This is a genomic window from Salinimonas iocasae (assembly GCF_006228385.1).
In the GTDB taxonomy this organism is placed as follows: Bacteria; Pseudomonadota; Gammaproteobacteria; order Enterobacterales; family Alteromonadaceae; genus Alteromonas; species Alteromonas iocasae.
The window spans coordinates 643,404-658,579 of the sequence record NZ_CP039852.1 but is presented as its reverse complement, the minus strand read 5'-3'; the positions used below and the strand labels follow the sequence as shown (position 1 = coordinate 658,579).

Sequence of the window (15,176 nt, the reverse complement as noted above, 5' to 3'; positions counted from 1 at the left end):
AACGCTTAAAATACATATCCTGATACAGCGGCATCATTCAATAATAATGTGTCGCTGGTCACACCGGTGGCCGGCCCTGCATGCCATCGGATCTCCAAACCCGCCCAGGTTGCCTGATACTCTACGGCATACGCCTGCTGCACATAACCCGCAATCAGCCAGTGGTGCGACAGTGTATACTGCCCTTCCAACGTTACCTGACCAGCCAGACCGCTACTCGAGCCCGATGGTATGACCGGCTCGGCAACACTGGCAGATAACAACGGGAAGCGCTCAGCCTGATTTTCACTAATCCGATTATAACCCGCACTCAGCGCAGCCTTTACCTGCCATTGCGCGCCTTCGCTCGTCAAAAGCTCGGTATAAACGCCCGTGGACCACAAGTCCTCAGGACTGAAATATCCGCCGTGTCCGCGGGTAAATCCGGACCGGTTTTCATCAAATCCTTCCCAGCTGACAAACGGACCTATACGCCAGTAATCAATTCTACTGGTTACCGCATCAGCAACATCGTAGCTCAAATCCAGGCGTAATCCCCGGTGATGGTTACTGGTACTTAATCTGCCACTGTAGGCATCTGCCACCCCACTTACAGATAGCGCAGTATTATCGGCAACGCGTCGTGAGTAAAGGGCTTTTACACCATGTTTATGTACGCCACCAAATGCCTCATCACTGTATTCAAAATATGTAGAGCCCATACTTAAAAGGCTGTCTTCAACCCGGAGGTGATAAAAGTTTACAGCGGTAACCGCCCGTTCAGAAAACCAGGTAGCAGCGATTTGACCGGTAAGTTTCGCTTCGACAGGTTGTGAGAACAGCGCATAATTAAGCTCACCGTAAAGTGTTAGCGCATTAGTTTCATACTGAACGCTCCCGTGTACTCCGGTATCTTCAAACCCAGTTATCCCGCCGAAGACATCGGTAACCTGACCATCGCCAAACCAGCTACCTGCAGCAGGCTCTCCGCTATAAAGCTGCTCATAATCAAGCCTCACGTCCCAGCGAAGACTATCAACAGCATCAGTAATACCAACAGTACCCCGCAGGATATCGAAGTTCCCCAGCCCCTGCGCACCGGAACGCTGACGACCACTGCTTCCGGCGTACACCGATAGCCCGTATTCGTCGGGTGTTGCAGCCAACCCGAACGGTGAAAAAGCGCTGGTTGCAAGCAGAAACTGTTTGCGCTGCCAGGCCTGTCCGGCTTGCCTGGTAGCAATCAATTGTCTGACTGCCGGAAAACGTTGTGCAAGAGAATCATGTTTGCTATCAGGCGCAACGGATAGTAGCGCGTAAGCAAAATCCTGATTATCGGGCTGTGTTGCCAGCAGCGCTTTAAAGGAGATTTCAGCCTGCTCATTACGTCCGCTATTTAACTGAGCCCAGGCACGCAACTCTTTTTCTTCTGGCGTGAGTGCGCGTGATTTTTGAATATTGTCTGCGGCTTGCAGGCTTTGACTAAATGCACCACGCTGATAGCGTTCTGATTGCTGTAGCGACCAGTAGCCGGCGCAATGATCGCGCATGCTCTGTTGCTCGCTCTGGGCGCAGGCAATTTCTGCAGCTCTGGCTGGCTGTCTCAGCCGCGTCAATGCCAGTACCTGTCCCTGGGTGAAATCACTCAGGGCAAAATAGGTAAGCGCCTGTTCAAAATTCTGGTCATCGTAGCGTGCCCAGCCGGCAGCGGTTATCTGTTCGTTGAGTGGAATGTTAGGATAGGTGGCGCGTAACTGTTTGATTTGTGTTATATCACCATCACGTAGTGCAACATCGAACGCGCCAGTCACGGCCAGAGCTAGCCCCTGATTATGTAATGGCGATGACGCTAACCGCCGGGCGCTGGCGAACTCGCTGATAGCAGAGCCAAATTCGGCTTGCGAGAGATAAGTCCACCCAAGCAGGGCGTGAAAATCTGCATTATCTGTTTTCGCTGCCTGGGCGGCTGCACGGTGCAAAAAGTCAGCGTTAGCGTGTTTACGCTGCGCTTCGCTCATTGACGCCAGACGGGTAAAAAGTGATGGGGGGGAAGGCTTATCCGGCGTGTTAGCTTCAATAGCAATCTCGTTGGTTAACTTTCTGCCCTGCACATTTGCCAATGCCTGAATGAGTGTATCTGCAGGGCGCCAACCGGGACTTTCAGCTTTTAATCGGGCGAACTCGCGTTGAGCAAGCTCCACCTCTTTCTGATTAATGTGGTACCACACGCCTGTTGTATCAGGCTCGTTTTCCGGGACAACCTGCGCCGCGTTTGTCTGAGGCTTTTCACCCACGTTGTCATTTTTGTAATCAGTAGCGACCTGCGCGACGGTAGGCGTACTGAGAAACCCGAAAAACGCGGTAGCAGCATACCTCAACACCTTCATCAGCGCTGCGTATCCAGTAGTACCAGCTCACTGAGCATTATCAGACTGGCAGAATAGTAATCACGCTCATCGCCCAGTGTGAAGGCCGGGCGTCTGGGTGCCTGGCCCGCCCGGTAAGATACCACGCCTGCCACTGCTTCCATCCCCGCTGACCAGCTATACTGCGCCATTTCACCTGTTTTAACATCTACTGTCGCAGGTACTACTTCCTGGTCGTAAAACGCCAGAAACGGAGTTAACGAAGAGGCGTCAAAATTGTCCTGCCACACCAGATACAGCGGAATTCGGCACGCGTTATAGCCGTACAACGTGTGCTGCGAATTATCAGGAGACAATTTACTTTGCGAGAAAGTCATCCAGTCTGTAGGTAGCTTGTGCTCCCCCCACCGGGCCTGACGAACCAACTTTTCGCCTTCAGCCTGCAATGACTGCCAGATCGGCTGGCCTGTTAACCTGTAAAAATCATTGAAGGCAGGAAAGACCCAATAGCTTAGATTAAGCTCCACATGATCACTATGCATGAAGCCCTCTTCGCCAGGCAATAGCAACAGTGTATTGTGTCGCTTTACCACCAGCTTATCTTCAATGGCATTGAGTATAGTAACCGCCTGTTGTCGGTAGGTCTGGCTATCCCACACCTGCGCCGCTCTGAGAAGCGCCCAGGCAATCAGAATATCACCGTCCGTAGCATTGTTCGGATCATCTACACAGGCAGAGTTATGTTCAGGACAAGGCCGGTAGCGCCAACTGAATAAACCGTCACTACGCTGCAGGGTTTGCCGCGTCCATCGCCACATCTCATCAAAACGCATCTTATCGCCGGCAACAGCGGCAAACAGCATGCCATAGCCCTGCCCTTCACTGTGGGAGATGTCATCATTACCGGTATCAACTATTCTGCCGCGCTCATAAAAACGCTCTGCGAACACTTCCCAGTCTTTACTGAACGGGCTTTGCTCTTTTTCACTACATCCCAGCGACAACAGCAGCGCAGTCAGGGCGACAACACCTATAAGCCTTTTCATTACCACTGCTCCGTCATCGCTTTATTTCTGCGGCGCAATAGCAGTACCGCAATAAAGGTACTGATAATCACTATCAAAGCGACCCCTACCAGCCAGTACCAGGGGTTATTCGACAGCCACATGCGTAAAGAGAGCCAGCCATTTCCGGCCTCCCCCATCTCAAACTGATCTGCCACCTGCATTGCCAGTAAAGGGCTTTCTGCATCCTGCCAGCTGAAAAAATCTCCTGCCATCTGTCCCCACAGACTGAGGCTCACCAGCTCATTGATGCGGGTAGTCATGAGTTCAGGTGTCTGGGTAGCAATGATATAAACATTGCCCGTACTCTCAGACGCCGGGTTTTTTTCTGCAATCAACACGGCCATATCTTCCAGCCCGCTTTGCTGTGTGGTCGCCCCTCTGGTGGTTAAAGGGGCGTGTCCCTTATCATCCGCAACCCGGCGGATCCGGTTATGCAGCTCGTTCTGAAGCCGGTAAGGCCAGCGCTTTGTAGCAGTTAAAGACGTTGTGTAATCAGAGGAGAATGTATCCGGTAACGCTTCCGGTGTGCTTAAAATAATCGCATTATCAGTCAGGCTGCTTTGCAAACCCTGTTCAATTTGGATATCAGGCAGCGGCATACCAGCAACCTGGGCCAGCTTAGCCGATAAGGTCAGCGCAGCGCTGGTCATGCCTTCGTCATTAATATATATAGCAACGGGATCGTCGTTGTTGATTCTGGCAAACGGAAAAGCGGTATCTCTGAATAATGCCAGATCCGGCTGGGTCGCTACCTGTCCTGCCTCAGGAAACTCAATCTCAGAACTGTTTCTGACCTGAAATATCAGGTGAGAACCGCTGATGTCATCGCATGCCTGCCCGGTTACCGGGGCGCGCATAACAACATCAAAATTAATCGTGTTTATCCCACCACGCAAATGTCGTGCGGGTATTTCAAGCGCGTAATCCTGAAAAGACTGACCGTTTGGATTATCCAGCGTTAACCCATGCACCAGCTCATCATTAACCAGAATATTCATCATTGAACCGGGTCCGAAAGCCGCGCCATAGCCAAAATCAAGTTTAAGTGAAACGCTGGCGTTCTCCGGCACATAAAAGTCAGCCGGCAGATGAAAAGTGAGGGGTTGTGAAAAGCTGTCCTCACCGCGCATGACGATATCGCGCTGACCAATCTGTGCAAAGGTATACTGCTGACCAGGACGAAGTGAGCGACCCGAAAGCGACACCTTGCTACTTTCCTCCGCATCTATCTGGAGCACTGAATCAGGGTTCAGCGCATCATCCATAAGCCCTAATGTCAGCGCTGCCTGACGAACCTGCTCTGCAGTCTCACCCGAAACAATTAACCGGGTTGTCCCTTCAACCAGCGTGGTTTGCTCACTTTTTACCTGGGGGGTCTGGTCCATCGCGAGGAACGGACCGGATATACGCTGATGCAATGCATCGCTAAGGAATGGCTTTAATGCTGAGCGAGTTCCGATTAACGCGTGTACCTGGTCTGCCTTAGTCTCAGCCATATACCAGCTACTTTTCTGATAGCGTTGCGCCAGGGCGTCATCCCATTTCCCTGCATCCGGCAGTGGTGGAAGCGCCGGCTTACTGGCTGCCTCCTGATAAGTGATGCTCAACGGCTTGTACTGGTTACGCAGAGCCAGGGCCTGGGCCACCCCTGGCAGGCTATGCGTAAAAATACTGTCGTCGTCATCTTTCACTGTCACCAGTGTGACATTATCTTGTGCACCGATACCCGGAGAGAAAAATCCGGATAAATCCTGTATTACCGGCGAAGCCTGTGCCCGCTGCGTGGTGACCGACAGCATCGAATTATAGAGATTTATTTCGCTCCACAATTCCGGCGCCCCACCATCCACACACTGGTTCGCGTAATGCTGGCTGACCGCAAATGTCAGGTTATTAAACCCTGACCGCCACAGGCTGGCCGGAATGGTTACCTGAGAGCTGATAGAGGGGCGCTCGGGATCCAGGTGAATCTGCCCGATAGTCGCATTATTAAACCGCACATTTAGAATGGAGCGGGGTTTTATCAGTGCTTTGGAGTTGACCGCTTCGATACTGATAGCTGCATTTTTTACTTCCTGCCCGGCCGCCAGAGGTAAAGCCAGTGTGACGCTGTCCTGCTTACCCTGCAAACGCAATGTACTGTCACCGGGGTAAAAGGAAGAAAGCCGCGTCTGTGATGTTTGTTGCGCAAACGCTGTAAAGGTCATCAGCAGGGCTATAAATGCGCCTGTCAGCATTGTTCTCATTTTCATTCCTTAACTGCTTTTTCCTGGCCCCACATGCGCTTCAGCTGCATCCAGCTATGCAGGAGGACGGGTCTGAAACTCACATTTAATACATGCCTGAAGCCGTACCAATAGGATACAGGCCGCATACGTCGCCGCTGAAAACTTTGCCAGCGTCGACTGTCACCCATGGTATAACCAATAATATCATCCCATACTTTATCTGATTCCCTGATAAAGCGGAAACGGACTATGCCGGTAGATGGGTCGTAGAACAATAACTTGCAGGGCAATACCACATTTTTTCTGGCCGAAGCAGACCAGCCGATAAGTGATACATGCTCAGGCAATTGCTGCCATTTTGCCTGAAGCCTTATGCGCGCGCCCCCCAGTGACATATCGTTGACCTGACCAACCCAGGCGCGCCCGTCCTCACCCTGTAATGTAACCTCGTCACTGGCTGGCAATCTGGACTGTTCACGAACCTGGCGTCGCTCAATCAATACTCCCAGCACGCTGACCAGCAATATCAGATTAAACACATTCCAGAACAACACCACTACGGTAAGCTCGCGGGTCAGTGCATCACTGACCAGTTTTTCAAGGCCTGCCGCTGTGCCTGCCAGAGTAAATGCGATTAATCCATAAAACACGCCGGATAACGGAGAGATAAAGCTTTTCTCCAGACTCTCCCCTTTCGGTGTCACGACAAATGATGGCGCAGTGCGATTGCGAAACACCTTCAGCAAAGCCCGGAAGGTAAACACGCACTGCAGAATTTCGTACAGCTCAGAGACCAGCGGCCATCGCGTTCTGCCGAAAAGCAGTGTGGAAAGCTGATAGGTTGCGATAACATGTGGCAGCGTAAAAGCAATAATCTCAATTAATGACGCACGGTAAATCTGCAGCCCGAACACCAGATAAGCCAGCGGCATAAACAAAAATACAATGCGGGCAAAAGGGAAAAGCCAGAACAAAATTGAACTGAGATAGCCAAAGCGCTGGAACCAGGACAGGCCCTGTGCGTTATGCGGCTTCTTTAGCAGCAGAATCTGGGTCATCCCCTGCGCCCAGCGCATACGCTGCTGAATAAAGGCATCCAGCGTTTCCGGGGCCAGGCCGCTTACCATGGGGCGGTTAACATATACCGATTCATAACCCATCGCGTGCAGGTCGAACGCTGTTTCAGCATCTTCTGTCACCGACTGTCCAGACAGCCCTTCTACCTGATCCAGATGCGAACGCCGCAGTACTGCCGCAGAACCGCAAAAAAACGAGGCATTCCAGAAATCCAGACCTCGCTGAATAGTGCCGTAAAACATATCATTTTCAGACGGCATTCGTGTAAAAGCAGAAAAATAGTTTCGCTCCACCGGGTCAGGGTTTGCCATAAAGTGCGGCGTTTGTACCAGAAAGGTCTTAGGATTAGACAGCATCCACGGTACGGTATAGTTAAGAAAATCAGCAGTAGGCACGTGGTCGGCATCAAGTATGACCACGAGATCGCCATGGGTCTCACCCAACGCGTGATTCACGTTTCCTGCTTTTGCCCGTTCGTTTTTATCCCGACTGATATAGCCGACACCTACTCGTCTGCATAACTTCTTAAGCGCCTTCGCCCTGTGTATCGCCTCCTGGGCAGCCAGCTCATTGTCCTGTGTACGCTTTTGCAGTGTCCCCCCGTCATCCAGCAGGTAAACACGTAATTTGTCCGTGGGATAATGCATTTGTCTGGCGGCGCGCAGAGTGACTTCAATAATGTCCTGAGGCTCATTATACGAGGGCACCAACACATCAACCGTAGGTAAAGATTCAGAGGGAAACTCAGCGAGTGTTTTGTCCGGACGCGTCAGCGGCGATGCATTGACCAGACAGCTGATAATGTGTGTAATTCCCGCATAGATCTCTGCCAGAAACAGCATCCACATGGCGATGAGCGAAACAATATCCGCTGTACCCAGGGTATAAAATCCCCGCCATAGTAGATAGCGAACGGTAAGAGCGAGTCCCACCAGCAGGGCAAAAAGTCGGAAATAATGGCGGTAACGGTGAAAGTGCGTGGCTTCGCGGGCACTGATATGAATCAGCATAATCAGACTGTAAGATGCCACAATCTGCCCTGCCGAATCCATGGGGACTAGCAATGCAATACTCAAAATTGTCAGGCAGAACAGAAAAAAGACGTTAAAGCTTACAAAAGCACGCCTTCCCGCATGGCTTCTTACCAAATCAGATGTCCGTAAATAACACCTTTGTTACTGCCGTGTATGTACTACGATTGATAAGTACCAGCGCGTCATCCCTGTATTCGACCTCATGGTTGCTCTCGTAAAACTTACGGGACAACTGGTCACGATGACGACGGCACTCTTTAGAAAACCAGAGGCATGCCGGTAACATAATGCTACCCAGAGCAATGATGCTGACTTCTGCAATAAACACCCACGGCGAAACAACAGGCGCTGTGTAGAGTGAAAAACCTAACGTTAATGCGGCTATCACTATAAGGGTGAGGGAAAACGCGCGCAAGCGATTCGCCCTTTGCAAAGAAAATTCAGCCTTTAGTAGTAGTTGCAGTCGATTATTCCAGCGCCTTTCAAGCGCCTTGCTGGTTGTCTGTCCGTCATGCAGGCGCACACGCTCTCGCCGAAACAATGGCGTGACATTGCTGGGCTTAACAGTTTGTGAGGAAGAAGGCGTGCCATCCAGTTGCATTACGATAAACCTTTAATCGATCTATCGTTAGTGTAGAAAAGGCCGCGCTGTTCATAAATTGCGCAAGCGATACTCAGTTATAATTAACTATACCTTTATCAGGTTATTGCTTTTTTATTTAATGACGTTCCCGGTACAACTTGAGCACAATACTGGTGAGGTTACTGAGGTTGAAAATGGTACCGAAAAGACTGCCCACCAGCACAGCATAAATTAGCCCGAGACTTTCTGCCAGTAGAAACCATTGCCGGATACGTTTGGCATCCTCAATAACGATTGAGCCTACAGTAAAGATTAGCGAAGAGGTATAGGCAATAAAAATGATCGCATCGTGCTTTAAAACAAACCATTCGATTAGCAGAAAAATGATATTCAGCGCGACAAAAAAATACAGGATGAGCGCGCTTCGATACTTCAGAGCAACGACATTTCTTACACTTGCGATAAGGCAACCTACCCCTGCGGCCATCGCATCAAGCATAAAGAAATGTATGCTGACACATAACAATGCAACCGCCGAAATCGCCCGGTAACGGTTCACCTCGTTCTGACGATAACCGATAAAGTTAAATACAACAGCCAGCGCGCCGAACCCTTCAGCAATAACCGATGTTAGCGATTCCACAGGATATTCCCTCGCATTATGATTTTGCTAGAACGCCAGGTAAAAATCTTTGCACAATGTTTTGTATTCATCGGTATAGGCGTTTTGCTCATTTTTTATAATCAGGGTTTCTTTCGTCGCGGTAACAGCTTGCCTGGAAAACTCAAATGCTGATACGTGAGACCGGGCCCCCCGATGGTTAAACACCATTAGCTCCCGGCTCAACTGCCAGCCGTATTGCCTGGCATGAGTTAGCACAGTTTCACGTTGTGGCGTTGGATACAGGCATGATAAACGGGTTTTGGATGATGACAATCTGGCTGTATGAAAGAACAAGTCCTGCGACGAAAGACTGCCCTGATGTCGGGCTGTCTGACGTGATACGGACTGCGCCAGATGTTCGGCATTACCTACATTGGTGTTGGTGAAATAAGGCGGATTACAAATAATCGTATCAGCTAACTGAGGGTGGGTTAGCGCGGCAAGTTCGCAATGCCGGACATCTATTCTGTTTGCCCAGCGGCTGTTACTGGCGTTTATTTGTGTTTGCTCAACGGCGTGAGGGTCAACGTCAATAGCAAGAATCTTCGCATCCTGTGCTGAGCGCTGACACATCATCAACGATAGAATTCCTGAGCCGCATCCTACATCCAAAACCTGCTGTGTGCCCTCTGTTGATGCCCAGCTCCCCAGAATAAGACTATCTGTACTGACCTTCATCGCGCATAAATCATGCGCAACAAAAAACTGTTTACATTTAAAGCCCCGGGCCATCAGGAAAATCTTTGAAGCTGAATCATTTTAGACGCGACCTCAGAGGCATAAGCAGGCCGGTACTTCTTAAACCGCCCCACTAGTACTTTTCTGAACAAGGGTGCCAGTTTCTGACCGATACCTTCTAAGAACCGCGTTTCGTCGCGCGAACCTAACAATAATGAAGGCCGCACCGCCGCTGCATGGTTTAATTGCGGCATACGCATAATGGCATTCTCCAGCTCGCCTTTCACTCGCAGGTAGAACTGCCGGCTGCCAGCATCTGCACCAACCGATGAAATCCAGACAAAGCTTTTTACACGTTGAGCGCGGGCAAGTTGTGCGGCAACGTGAACATACTCAAAATCGACCTTTCTGAACGCTGCTCGGCTACCCGCCGCTTTGATTGTGGTGCCCAGACAACAGTAAACGTGGTCAACGCTAAAGTACCCCTGATAATCCTGGAAATCAGAAAAGTCGATGACGATAGGCGACAGTTTTCTTTCCGGATCATCAAAATAGCGCTCAGGCAAAGGCCTGCGTACCAGACAGACAATCGATTTGTAGCGGTTGTCTGCCAGCAGTTTTTTTACCAGCGCTCGTCCGACCAAACCCGTCGACCCCAAGACTAAAGCGGTTTTATTGCCACTCACGTTATGTCATCCTGTATTGCATCAGATAACCATCCACAGCGTAAAGCGTAGATAATAATGAAAAAAGCGTTAATGATTGGAGCCATTATGCTCAGCAGCGCCGTTTCGGCAAACACTCTCACCATTGAGCGAATTTTTGAATCACCGTCTCTGGACGGCAATGCACCCCGCGATCTTAAAGTATCTCCTGACGGACAGCGAGTAACTTTTTTGAAAGGTAAAGCGTCTGATTACGACCAGCTTGATTTGTGGGAATATCATGTTGCGTCAGGCAAGACGCAAATGCTGTTTGATTCTCAGGAACTGTTACCCGGCGATCAGGCCTTATCCGACGAGGAAAAAGCGCGGCGCGAGCGCATGCGCTTATCTGGGACTGGCATTGTGAGCTACGAGTGGTCGCAGGATGGTAGTGCCCTGTTATTTCCGTTAGGCGGTGACGTATATTATCACCGTCTTGGCGAAGAAGGTGCCCGACAGCTTCTTGATACAGAAACCTTTGAGACTGATATCAAGTTGTCTCCGAAAGGGACGTACATTTCATTTATCCGTAACCAGAATCTGTTCATCAAAAATATTGAAACCGGCGAAGAGCGGGCTATCACCACTGAAGGTGGCGACAATATTAAAATGGGCATGGCTGAATTTGTTGCTCAGGAAGAAATGGGCAGAATGACCGGTTACTGGTGGGCACCGGATGAAAGCTATATCGCCTTTACCAAAGTAGACGAATCGCCGGTTGAGGTAATTACACGGTCAGAAATTTACGCTGACGATATCAAAATGATCGAACAGCGCTATCCCAAAGCCGGCACGAACAATGTGAATATCGAACTGGCGATTGAAAATATTAAAACTAAAGAGCGTCAGTGGGTCGATTTGGGTAAGGAAAAGGACATTTACCTGGCACGCGGAAAATGGATGCCGGATAGTGAGACTTTCACCTATCAGTGGCAAAGCCGTAACCAGCAGAGGCTGGAGCTGCGCGCTTACAATGTCGAGTCTGAATCACAATCTACACTATTAAGCGAGATCAGTGATACCTGGGTAAATTTGCATGATGATTTACACTTTTTGAAAAAGAACAATCAGTTTATCTGGGCCTCTGAAAGAGATGGCTTTAAACATCTTTACCTGTTTGGTCAGGACGGCAAGCTGGCTCGCCAGTTGACCAGTGGAAACTGGGTTGTGGAAGAAGTTCGCGCCATTGATGAAAGCAAAGGTGTTATCTACTTCACCGGTCGCAAAGATACACCGCTGGAGAGCCATTTATACTCAGTAACGCTGGATGGTGGCGACATCACCCGTATCTCTGAGCGGGATGGTTTCCACGAAATAAACTTTGCCGCCGATGGCTCTATCTATGTGGATGAGTTTTCCACTGCAAACCGCCCCCCTCAGGTCAGCCTGCACAAAGCAGATGGTAAGCAAATTACCTGGCTTGAAGAAAACAAACTGGATCAGGACCACCCTCTCACGCCATATCTGGATAGCTGGAACAAACCAGAATTCGGCACGCTGACTACACCTGATGATGCTACGCTCTACTATCGGTTGTATAAGCCTGAAAACACCAGTACAAAGCGTCCGGCGATCGTGTTTTTGTATGGCGGGCCGCACGCTCAGGTGGTAACCAATAAGTGGGGCGGAAACCGTGGCCTACTGATGCAGTACTGGGTAGACCAGGGATATGTTGTTTTCTCCATTGATAACCGCGGCTCCAACTACCGCGGAAAAGGTTTTGAAGACCCTATCTATAAAAGAATGGGCACCGTTGAGGTGGACGACCAGGTAGAGGGCGTTAAGTTCTTGCGCTCACTGGATTATGTTGACCCTGAACGTATCGGGGTGCATGGCCACAGTTATGGTGGTTACATGACACTTATGACGATGTTCAAAGCAGGTGAGTACTTCAAGGCTGGTGTGTCGGGTGCGCCGGTAACAGACTGGCGTCTGTATGATACACATTACACTGAGCGCTATATGGGCAACCCTGCGAAGGATGATGATGCTTATACTAACTCTTCCGTGTTTCCATATGCAGAAGGGTTAAAAGGTCCGCTTTTGATTTATCATGGAATGGCTGACGATAACGTATTATTTACCCATAGTACCCGTTTGTATAAACACCTACAGGATATGGCTAAGCCCTTTGAAACCATGGATTATCCAGGTAAAAAGCACAGCATTCGTGGTAAGCAAACCGGCACGCACCTGTATAAGACAATCACAAACTTTTTCAACAGAAATTTACACCCTGAGAAATAAACATTTCTCTTTTTGGCAAAAAAAGGCAAAGGCATCACAACCTTTGCCTTTTTTTTGTTCTAAACAATGCACTTATCATTACATTAGCTTTTTTGTACTTGCAAAGTCCTCAGTAACTCCATTATGTTGATTATGGGATTCACCCATAGAAGTCATTCGGAAATAGAAAATAAGATTGGTTTTAACCGACACCCGTCTGACGCAATTCAACAAGTGAAGAAGAAAAAATATATGTTTAATAAAACAATCAAACCTACTCTTGCAGCATCGTTAGTAGCGCTTAGCTTTTCAGCTCTGGCAAATAATAGTGATAGCGAAAGCCGCTATATCATCCAGGTTGATAATAACGGTAAGGGTATTGTAAAAGCGCTGGCCAGGCAGGCCGGTGGAGACATCAAGGTTGATGCAGATGGCTTTATCGCAGCTTCATTTTCCGGCAAGTCTCTCGCTGAGGTAAAAGGATTATTAAACAACCCTCATGTTAAATTGGTAGAACAGGATCAGGTTCGTCGCCCTATGGCATTGTACAATGACGATGCAGGCGATCCGTCCACAACACAAATTACACCTTACGCTGTTTATCAGGCACAGGCTGATCAGGTTACTTTCAACCCAAGTGCAGGCATGAAAGTCTGTGTAATCGACTCTGGTCTGGACAGCTCTAACTCTGACTTCGTCTGGTCAGCCATTACCGGTGACAACGATCCGGGCACAGGCAACTGGTATGACAATGGTGGCCCACATGGTACCCACGTTGCTGGTACTATCGGTGCAGCAGATAACGGTTATGGTGTAGTAGGTATGGCACCAGGCGTTGATATGCACATCATTAAAGTATTCAATGAAAGCGGCTGGGGATACTCTTCAGATCTGGCATATGCAGCACAGAAATGTTCGCAAGCCGGTGCCAACATTATCAACATGAGTCTTGGCGGCGGCGGTGCAAACAGCACTGAAGAAAATGCCTTCATCGACTTTGTTCAAAATGGTGGTTTTGTTGTTGCTGCAGCCGGCAACGATGGCAACAATGTCCGTTCATATCCCGCTGGTTACCCTGCGGTAATGATGATTGGTGCCAACGATGCCGATGATAACATCGCAGATTTTTCTCAGTATCCAAGCTGTACATCAGGCCGTGGCAAAAACGTCACCACTGATGAAACTATCTGTGTAGAAGCAACCGCTGGCGGTGTAGACACATTGTCTACTTACCCTGCAGGTGGCGCGACTATGGCTTCACTGACAGCTGATGGCGCAGGCGTTGCAGCATCTTCAATGGAAAACAGCGGTGATGCATCAGGCAGCACTTACTTCATGGGTATTGGGGACAGCGTTGATGCCAATGCAGCCGGTAAAGTCTGTGTAATCGACCGTGGTAGCATCAGCTTCTACGATAAGGTAAATAACTGTGAAAGCTCAGGTGGTATCGGTGCGGTTGTGATTAACAACGAACCAGGCATGCTTTACGGCACGCTGGGTGAAACCAATGATACAACTATCCCTGCAGTAGGTGCGGCGTTTGAAGATCGTGATGCGCTGCTTGCTGCAAGCACGATGGATATCAGCATCGGCGCCAGCGACTACGGCTTCATGAGCGGTACGTCTATGGCTACACCAGCAGTAGCAGGTGTTGCGGCACTGGTATGGTCTAACCATCCTCAGTGTACCGGTGAAGACATCCGTGGCGCGCTTAAAGCAACTGCGCGCGATGCCGGCGCTGCTGGTAAAGATGTTTACTTCGGTCACGGTATCGTACAGGCTGCTGATGCAAGTGCTTATCTGACAGCGAATGGCTGTTCAGGTGGTGGTACAGGTGAAGAGCCTACAGGTGGTGATCTGACACTGTCCGCAACAGGCTATAAGTCTAAAGGCACTCAGGCTGTAGACCTTGTATGGGGTGATGCTACTACCAGCAATGTTGATGTTTATCGCAACGGCGCGGTAATCACTACGACTGCTAACGATGGCGCATATACTGATTCTCTGAACACCAAAGGTGGCGGTACTTATCAGTATCAGGTATGTGAAGCATCAAGCACGGTATGTTCTGCAACAGTAACTGTTACTTTCTAAGTCAGTACGTTGTAGCAAAAAGGCCAGCATGACGCTGGCCTTTTTTATTTATCCGAACAAGCGGTTTGCCAATGTGTGCTGAACTCCTGCTGCAGCTTTTTTATTAAGTTCAATCGTGACCGGCCCGTCCTGGCCTGAGACCCAAACGCGAAGCTCTGAATCCATGTCAAAATGCCCTGCAGTCTCCACGCTGAACTGGGTAATAGACTTATAGGGAATGGAGTGATAGTTAACTTTGCGCCCACTAATTCCCTGCTTATCGATAAGAACAATACGGCTTGATGTAAAGACAATAAGGTCGCGAACCAACCTGTAAGCTGTTGAAACCGATTCATTGTCGGCCAGCATAGGCGCAAGTTGCTCCTGTACATCCTCAATACTGACTTCGCTCGCGTTACCCATCAGCGCATCTAATAATCCCATTGGTACCTTCCTTCTTTTGGCAATTGATATAAAGATTACTACGAAGCTTTATT

The 15,176-nt window shown here is 49.4% G+C and carries 11 protein-coding genes; 2 read left to right on the top strand and 9 right to left on the bottom strand.

The features are described 5' to 3' along the window. Window positions 1-5: 5 nt before the first annotated feature. The 8 genes from FBQ74_RS02885 to FBQ74_RS02850 form a co-directional block, all read right to left on the bottom strand. Window positions 6-2,366: a cellulose synthase subunit BcsC-related outer membrane protein gene (locus tag FBQ74_RS02885; RefSeq protein ID WP_139755235.1), complete on the bottom strand. Its 2,361-nt coding sequence runs from the start codon at window positions 2,364-2,366 to the stop codon at window positions 6-8. After that, window positions 2,366-3,391 carry a glycosyl hydrolase family 8 gene (locus FBQ74_RS02880; RefSeq protein WP_139755234.1) on the bottom strand — a complete coding sequence of 342 codons (1,026 nt, stop codon included), beginning with the start codon at window positions 3,389-3,391 and terminating at the stop codon, window positions 2,366-2,368. Before FBQ74_RS02880 ends, FBQ74_RS02885 begins: the two co-directional genes overlap by 1 nt. Then, a complete protein-coding gene (locus FBQ74_RS02875; RefSeq protein WP_139755233.1) occupies window positions 3,391-5,658 on the bottom strand; it encodes a cellulose biosynthesis cyclic di-GMP-binding regulatory protein BcsB in 2,268 nt (755 codons plus the stop codon). Before FBQ74_RS02875 ends, FBQ74_RS02880 begins: the two co-directional genes overlap by 1 nt. 2 nt (window positions 5,659-5,660) lie before the next feature. Further along, window positions 5,661-7,865, bottom strand: a complete 2,205-nt coding sequence (gene bcsA, locus FBQ74_RS02870; RefSeq protein ID WP_139755232.1) for a UDP-forming cellulose synthase catalytic subunit — start codon at window positions 7,863-7,865, stop codon at window positions 5,661-5,663. 1 nt (window position 7,866) lies between these two features. Then, entirely contained in the window at window positions 7,867-8,352 is a 486-nt protein-coding gene (locus FBQ74_RS02865; protein ID WP_139755231.1) for an intracellular growth attenuator family protein, read from the bottom strand. A 118-nt stretch (window positions 8,353-8,470) separates the two neighbouring features. Beyond that, entirely contained in the window at window positions 8,471-8,977 is a 507-nt protein-coding gene (locus FBQ74_RS02860; protein WP_139755230.1) for a YgjV family protein, read from the bottom strand. Window positions 8,978-9,004: 27 nt separating this feature from the next. Next, window positions 9,005-9,730: a tRNA1(Val) (adenine(37)-N6)-methyltransferase gene (locus tag FBQ74_RS02855; protein WP_139755229.1), complete on the bottom strand. Its 726-nt coding sequence runs from the start codon at window positions 9,728-9,730 to the stop codon at window positions 9,005-9,007. Next, window positions 9,730-10,362, bottom strand: coding sequence for an NAD(P)H-binding protein (locus tag FBQ74_RS02850; protein WP_139755228.1), 633 nt, complete (start codon window positions 10,360-10,362; stop codon window positions 9,730-9,732). The genes FBQ74_RS02855 and FBQ74_RS02850 overlap by 1 nt, the downstream gene beginning before the upstream one ends. A gap of 57 nt (window positions 10,363-10,419) precedes the next feature. Between FBQ74_RS02850 and FBQ74_RS02845 the strand changes: the two genes are divergently transcribed. After that, a complete protein-coding gene (locus FBQ74_RS02845) occupies window positions 10,420-12,627 on the top strand; it encodes a S9 family peptidase (protein ID WP_139755227.1) in 2,208 nt (735 codons plus the stop codon). A 231-nt stretch (window positions 12,628-12,858) separates the two neighbouring features. Next, window positions 12,859-14,700 carry a S8 family serine peptidase gene (locus FBQ74_RS02840; RefSeq protein ID WP_139755226.1) on the top strand — a complete coding sequence of 614 codons (1,842 nt, stop codon included), beginning with the start codon at window positions 12,859-12,861 and terminating at the stop codon, window positions 14,698-14,700. A gap of 48 nt (window positions 14,701-14,748) precedes the next feature. On the opposite strand, the gene FBQ74_RS02835 is transcribed toward FBQ74_RS02840, so the two are convergent. Next, window positions 14,749-15,123 carry a PH domain-containing protein gene (locus FBQ74_RS02835; RefSeq protein ID WP_139755225.1) on the bottom strand — a complete coding sequence of 125 codons (375 nt, stop codon included), beginning with the start codon at window positions 15,121-15,123 and terminating at the stop codon, window positions 14,749-14,751. Window positions 15,124-15,176: the final 53 nt, after the last annotated feature.

Excerpts from the sequence above, each read along its gene's own strand:
- FBQ74_RS02885 (WP_139755235.1), bottom strand. The coding sequence starts at position 2,366 with ATGAAGGTGTTGAGGTATGCTGCTACCGCGTTTTTCGGGTTTCTCAGT.
- FBQ74_RS02880 (WP_139755234.1), bottom strand. The coding sequence starts at position 3,391 with ATGAAAAGGCTTATAGGTGTTGTCGCCCTGACTGCGCTGCTGTTGTCG.
- FBQ74_RS02875 (WP_139755233.1), bottom strand. The coding sequence starts at position 5,658 with ATGAGAACAATGCTGACAGGCGCATTTATAGCCCTGCTGATGACCTTT.
- FBQ74_RS02865 (WP_139755231.1), bottom strand. The coding sequence starts at position 8,352 with ATGCAACTGGATGGCACGCCTTCTTCCTCACAAACTGTTAAGCCCAGC.
- FBQ74_RS02855 (WP_139755229.1), bottom strand. The coding sequence starts at position 9,730 with ATGGCCCGGGGCTTTAAATGTAAACAGTTTTTTGTTGCGCATGATTTA.
- FBQ74_RS02845 (WP_139755227.1), top strand. The coding sequence starts at position 10,420 with ATGAAAAAAGCGTTAATGATTGGAGCCATTATGCTCAGCAGCGCCGTT.
- FBQ74_RS02840 (WP_139755226.1), top strand. The coding sequence starts at position 12,859 with ATGTTTAATAAAACAATCAAACCTACTCTTGCAGCATCGTTAGTAGCG.
- FBQ74_RS02835 (WP_139755225.1), bottom strand. The coding sequence starts at position 15,123 with ATGGGATTATTAGATGCGCTGATGGGTAACGCGAGCGAAGTCAGTATT.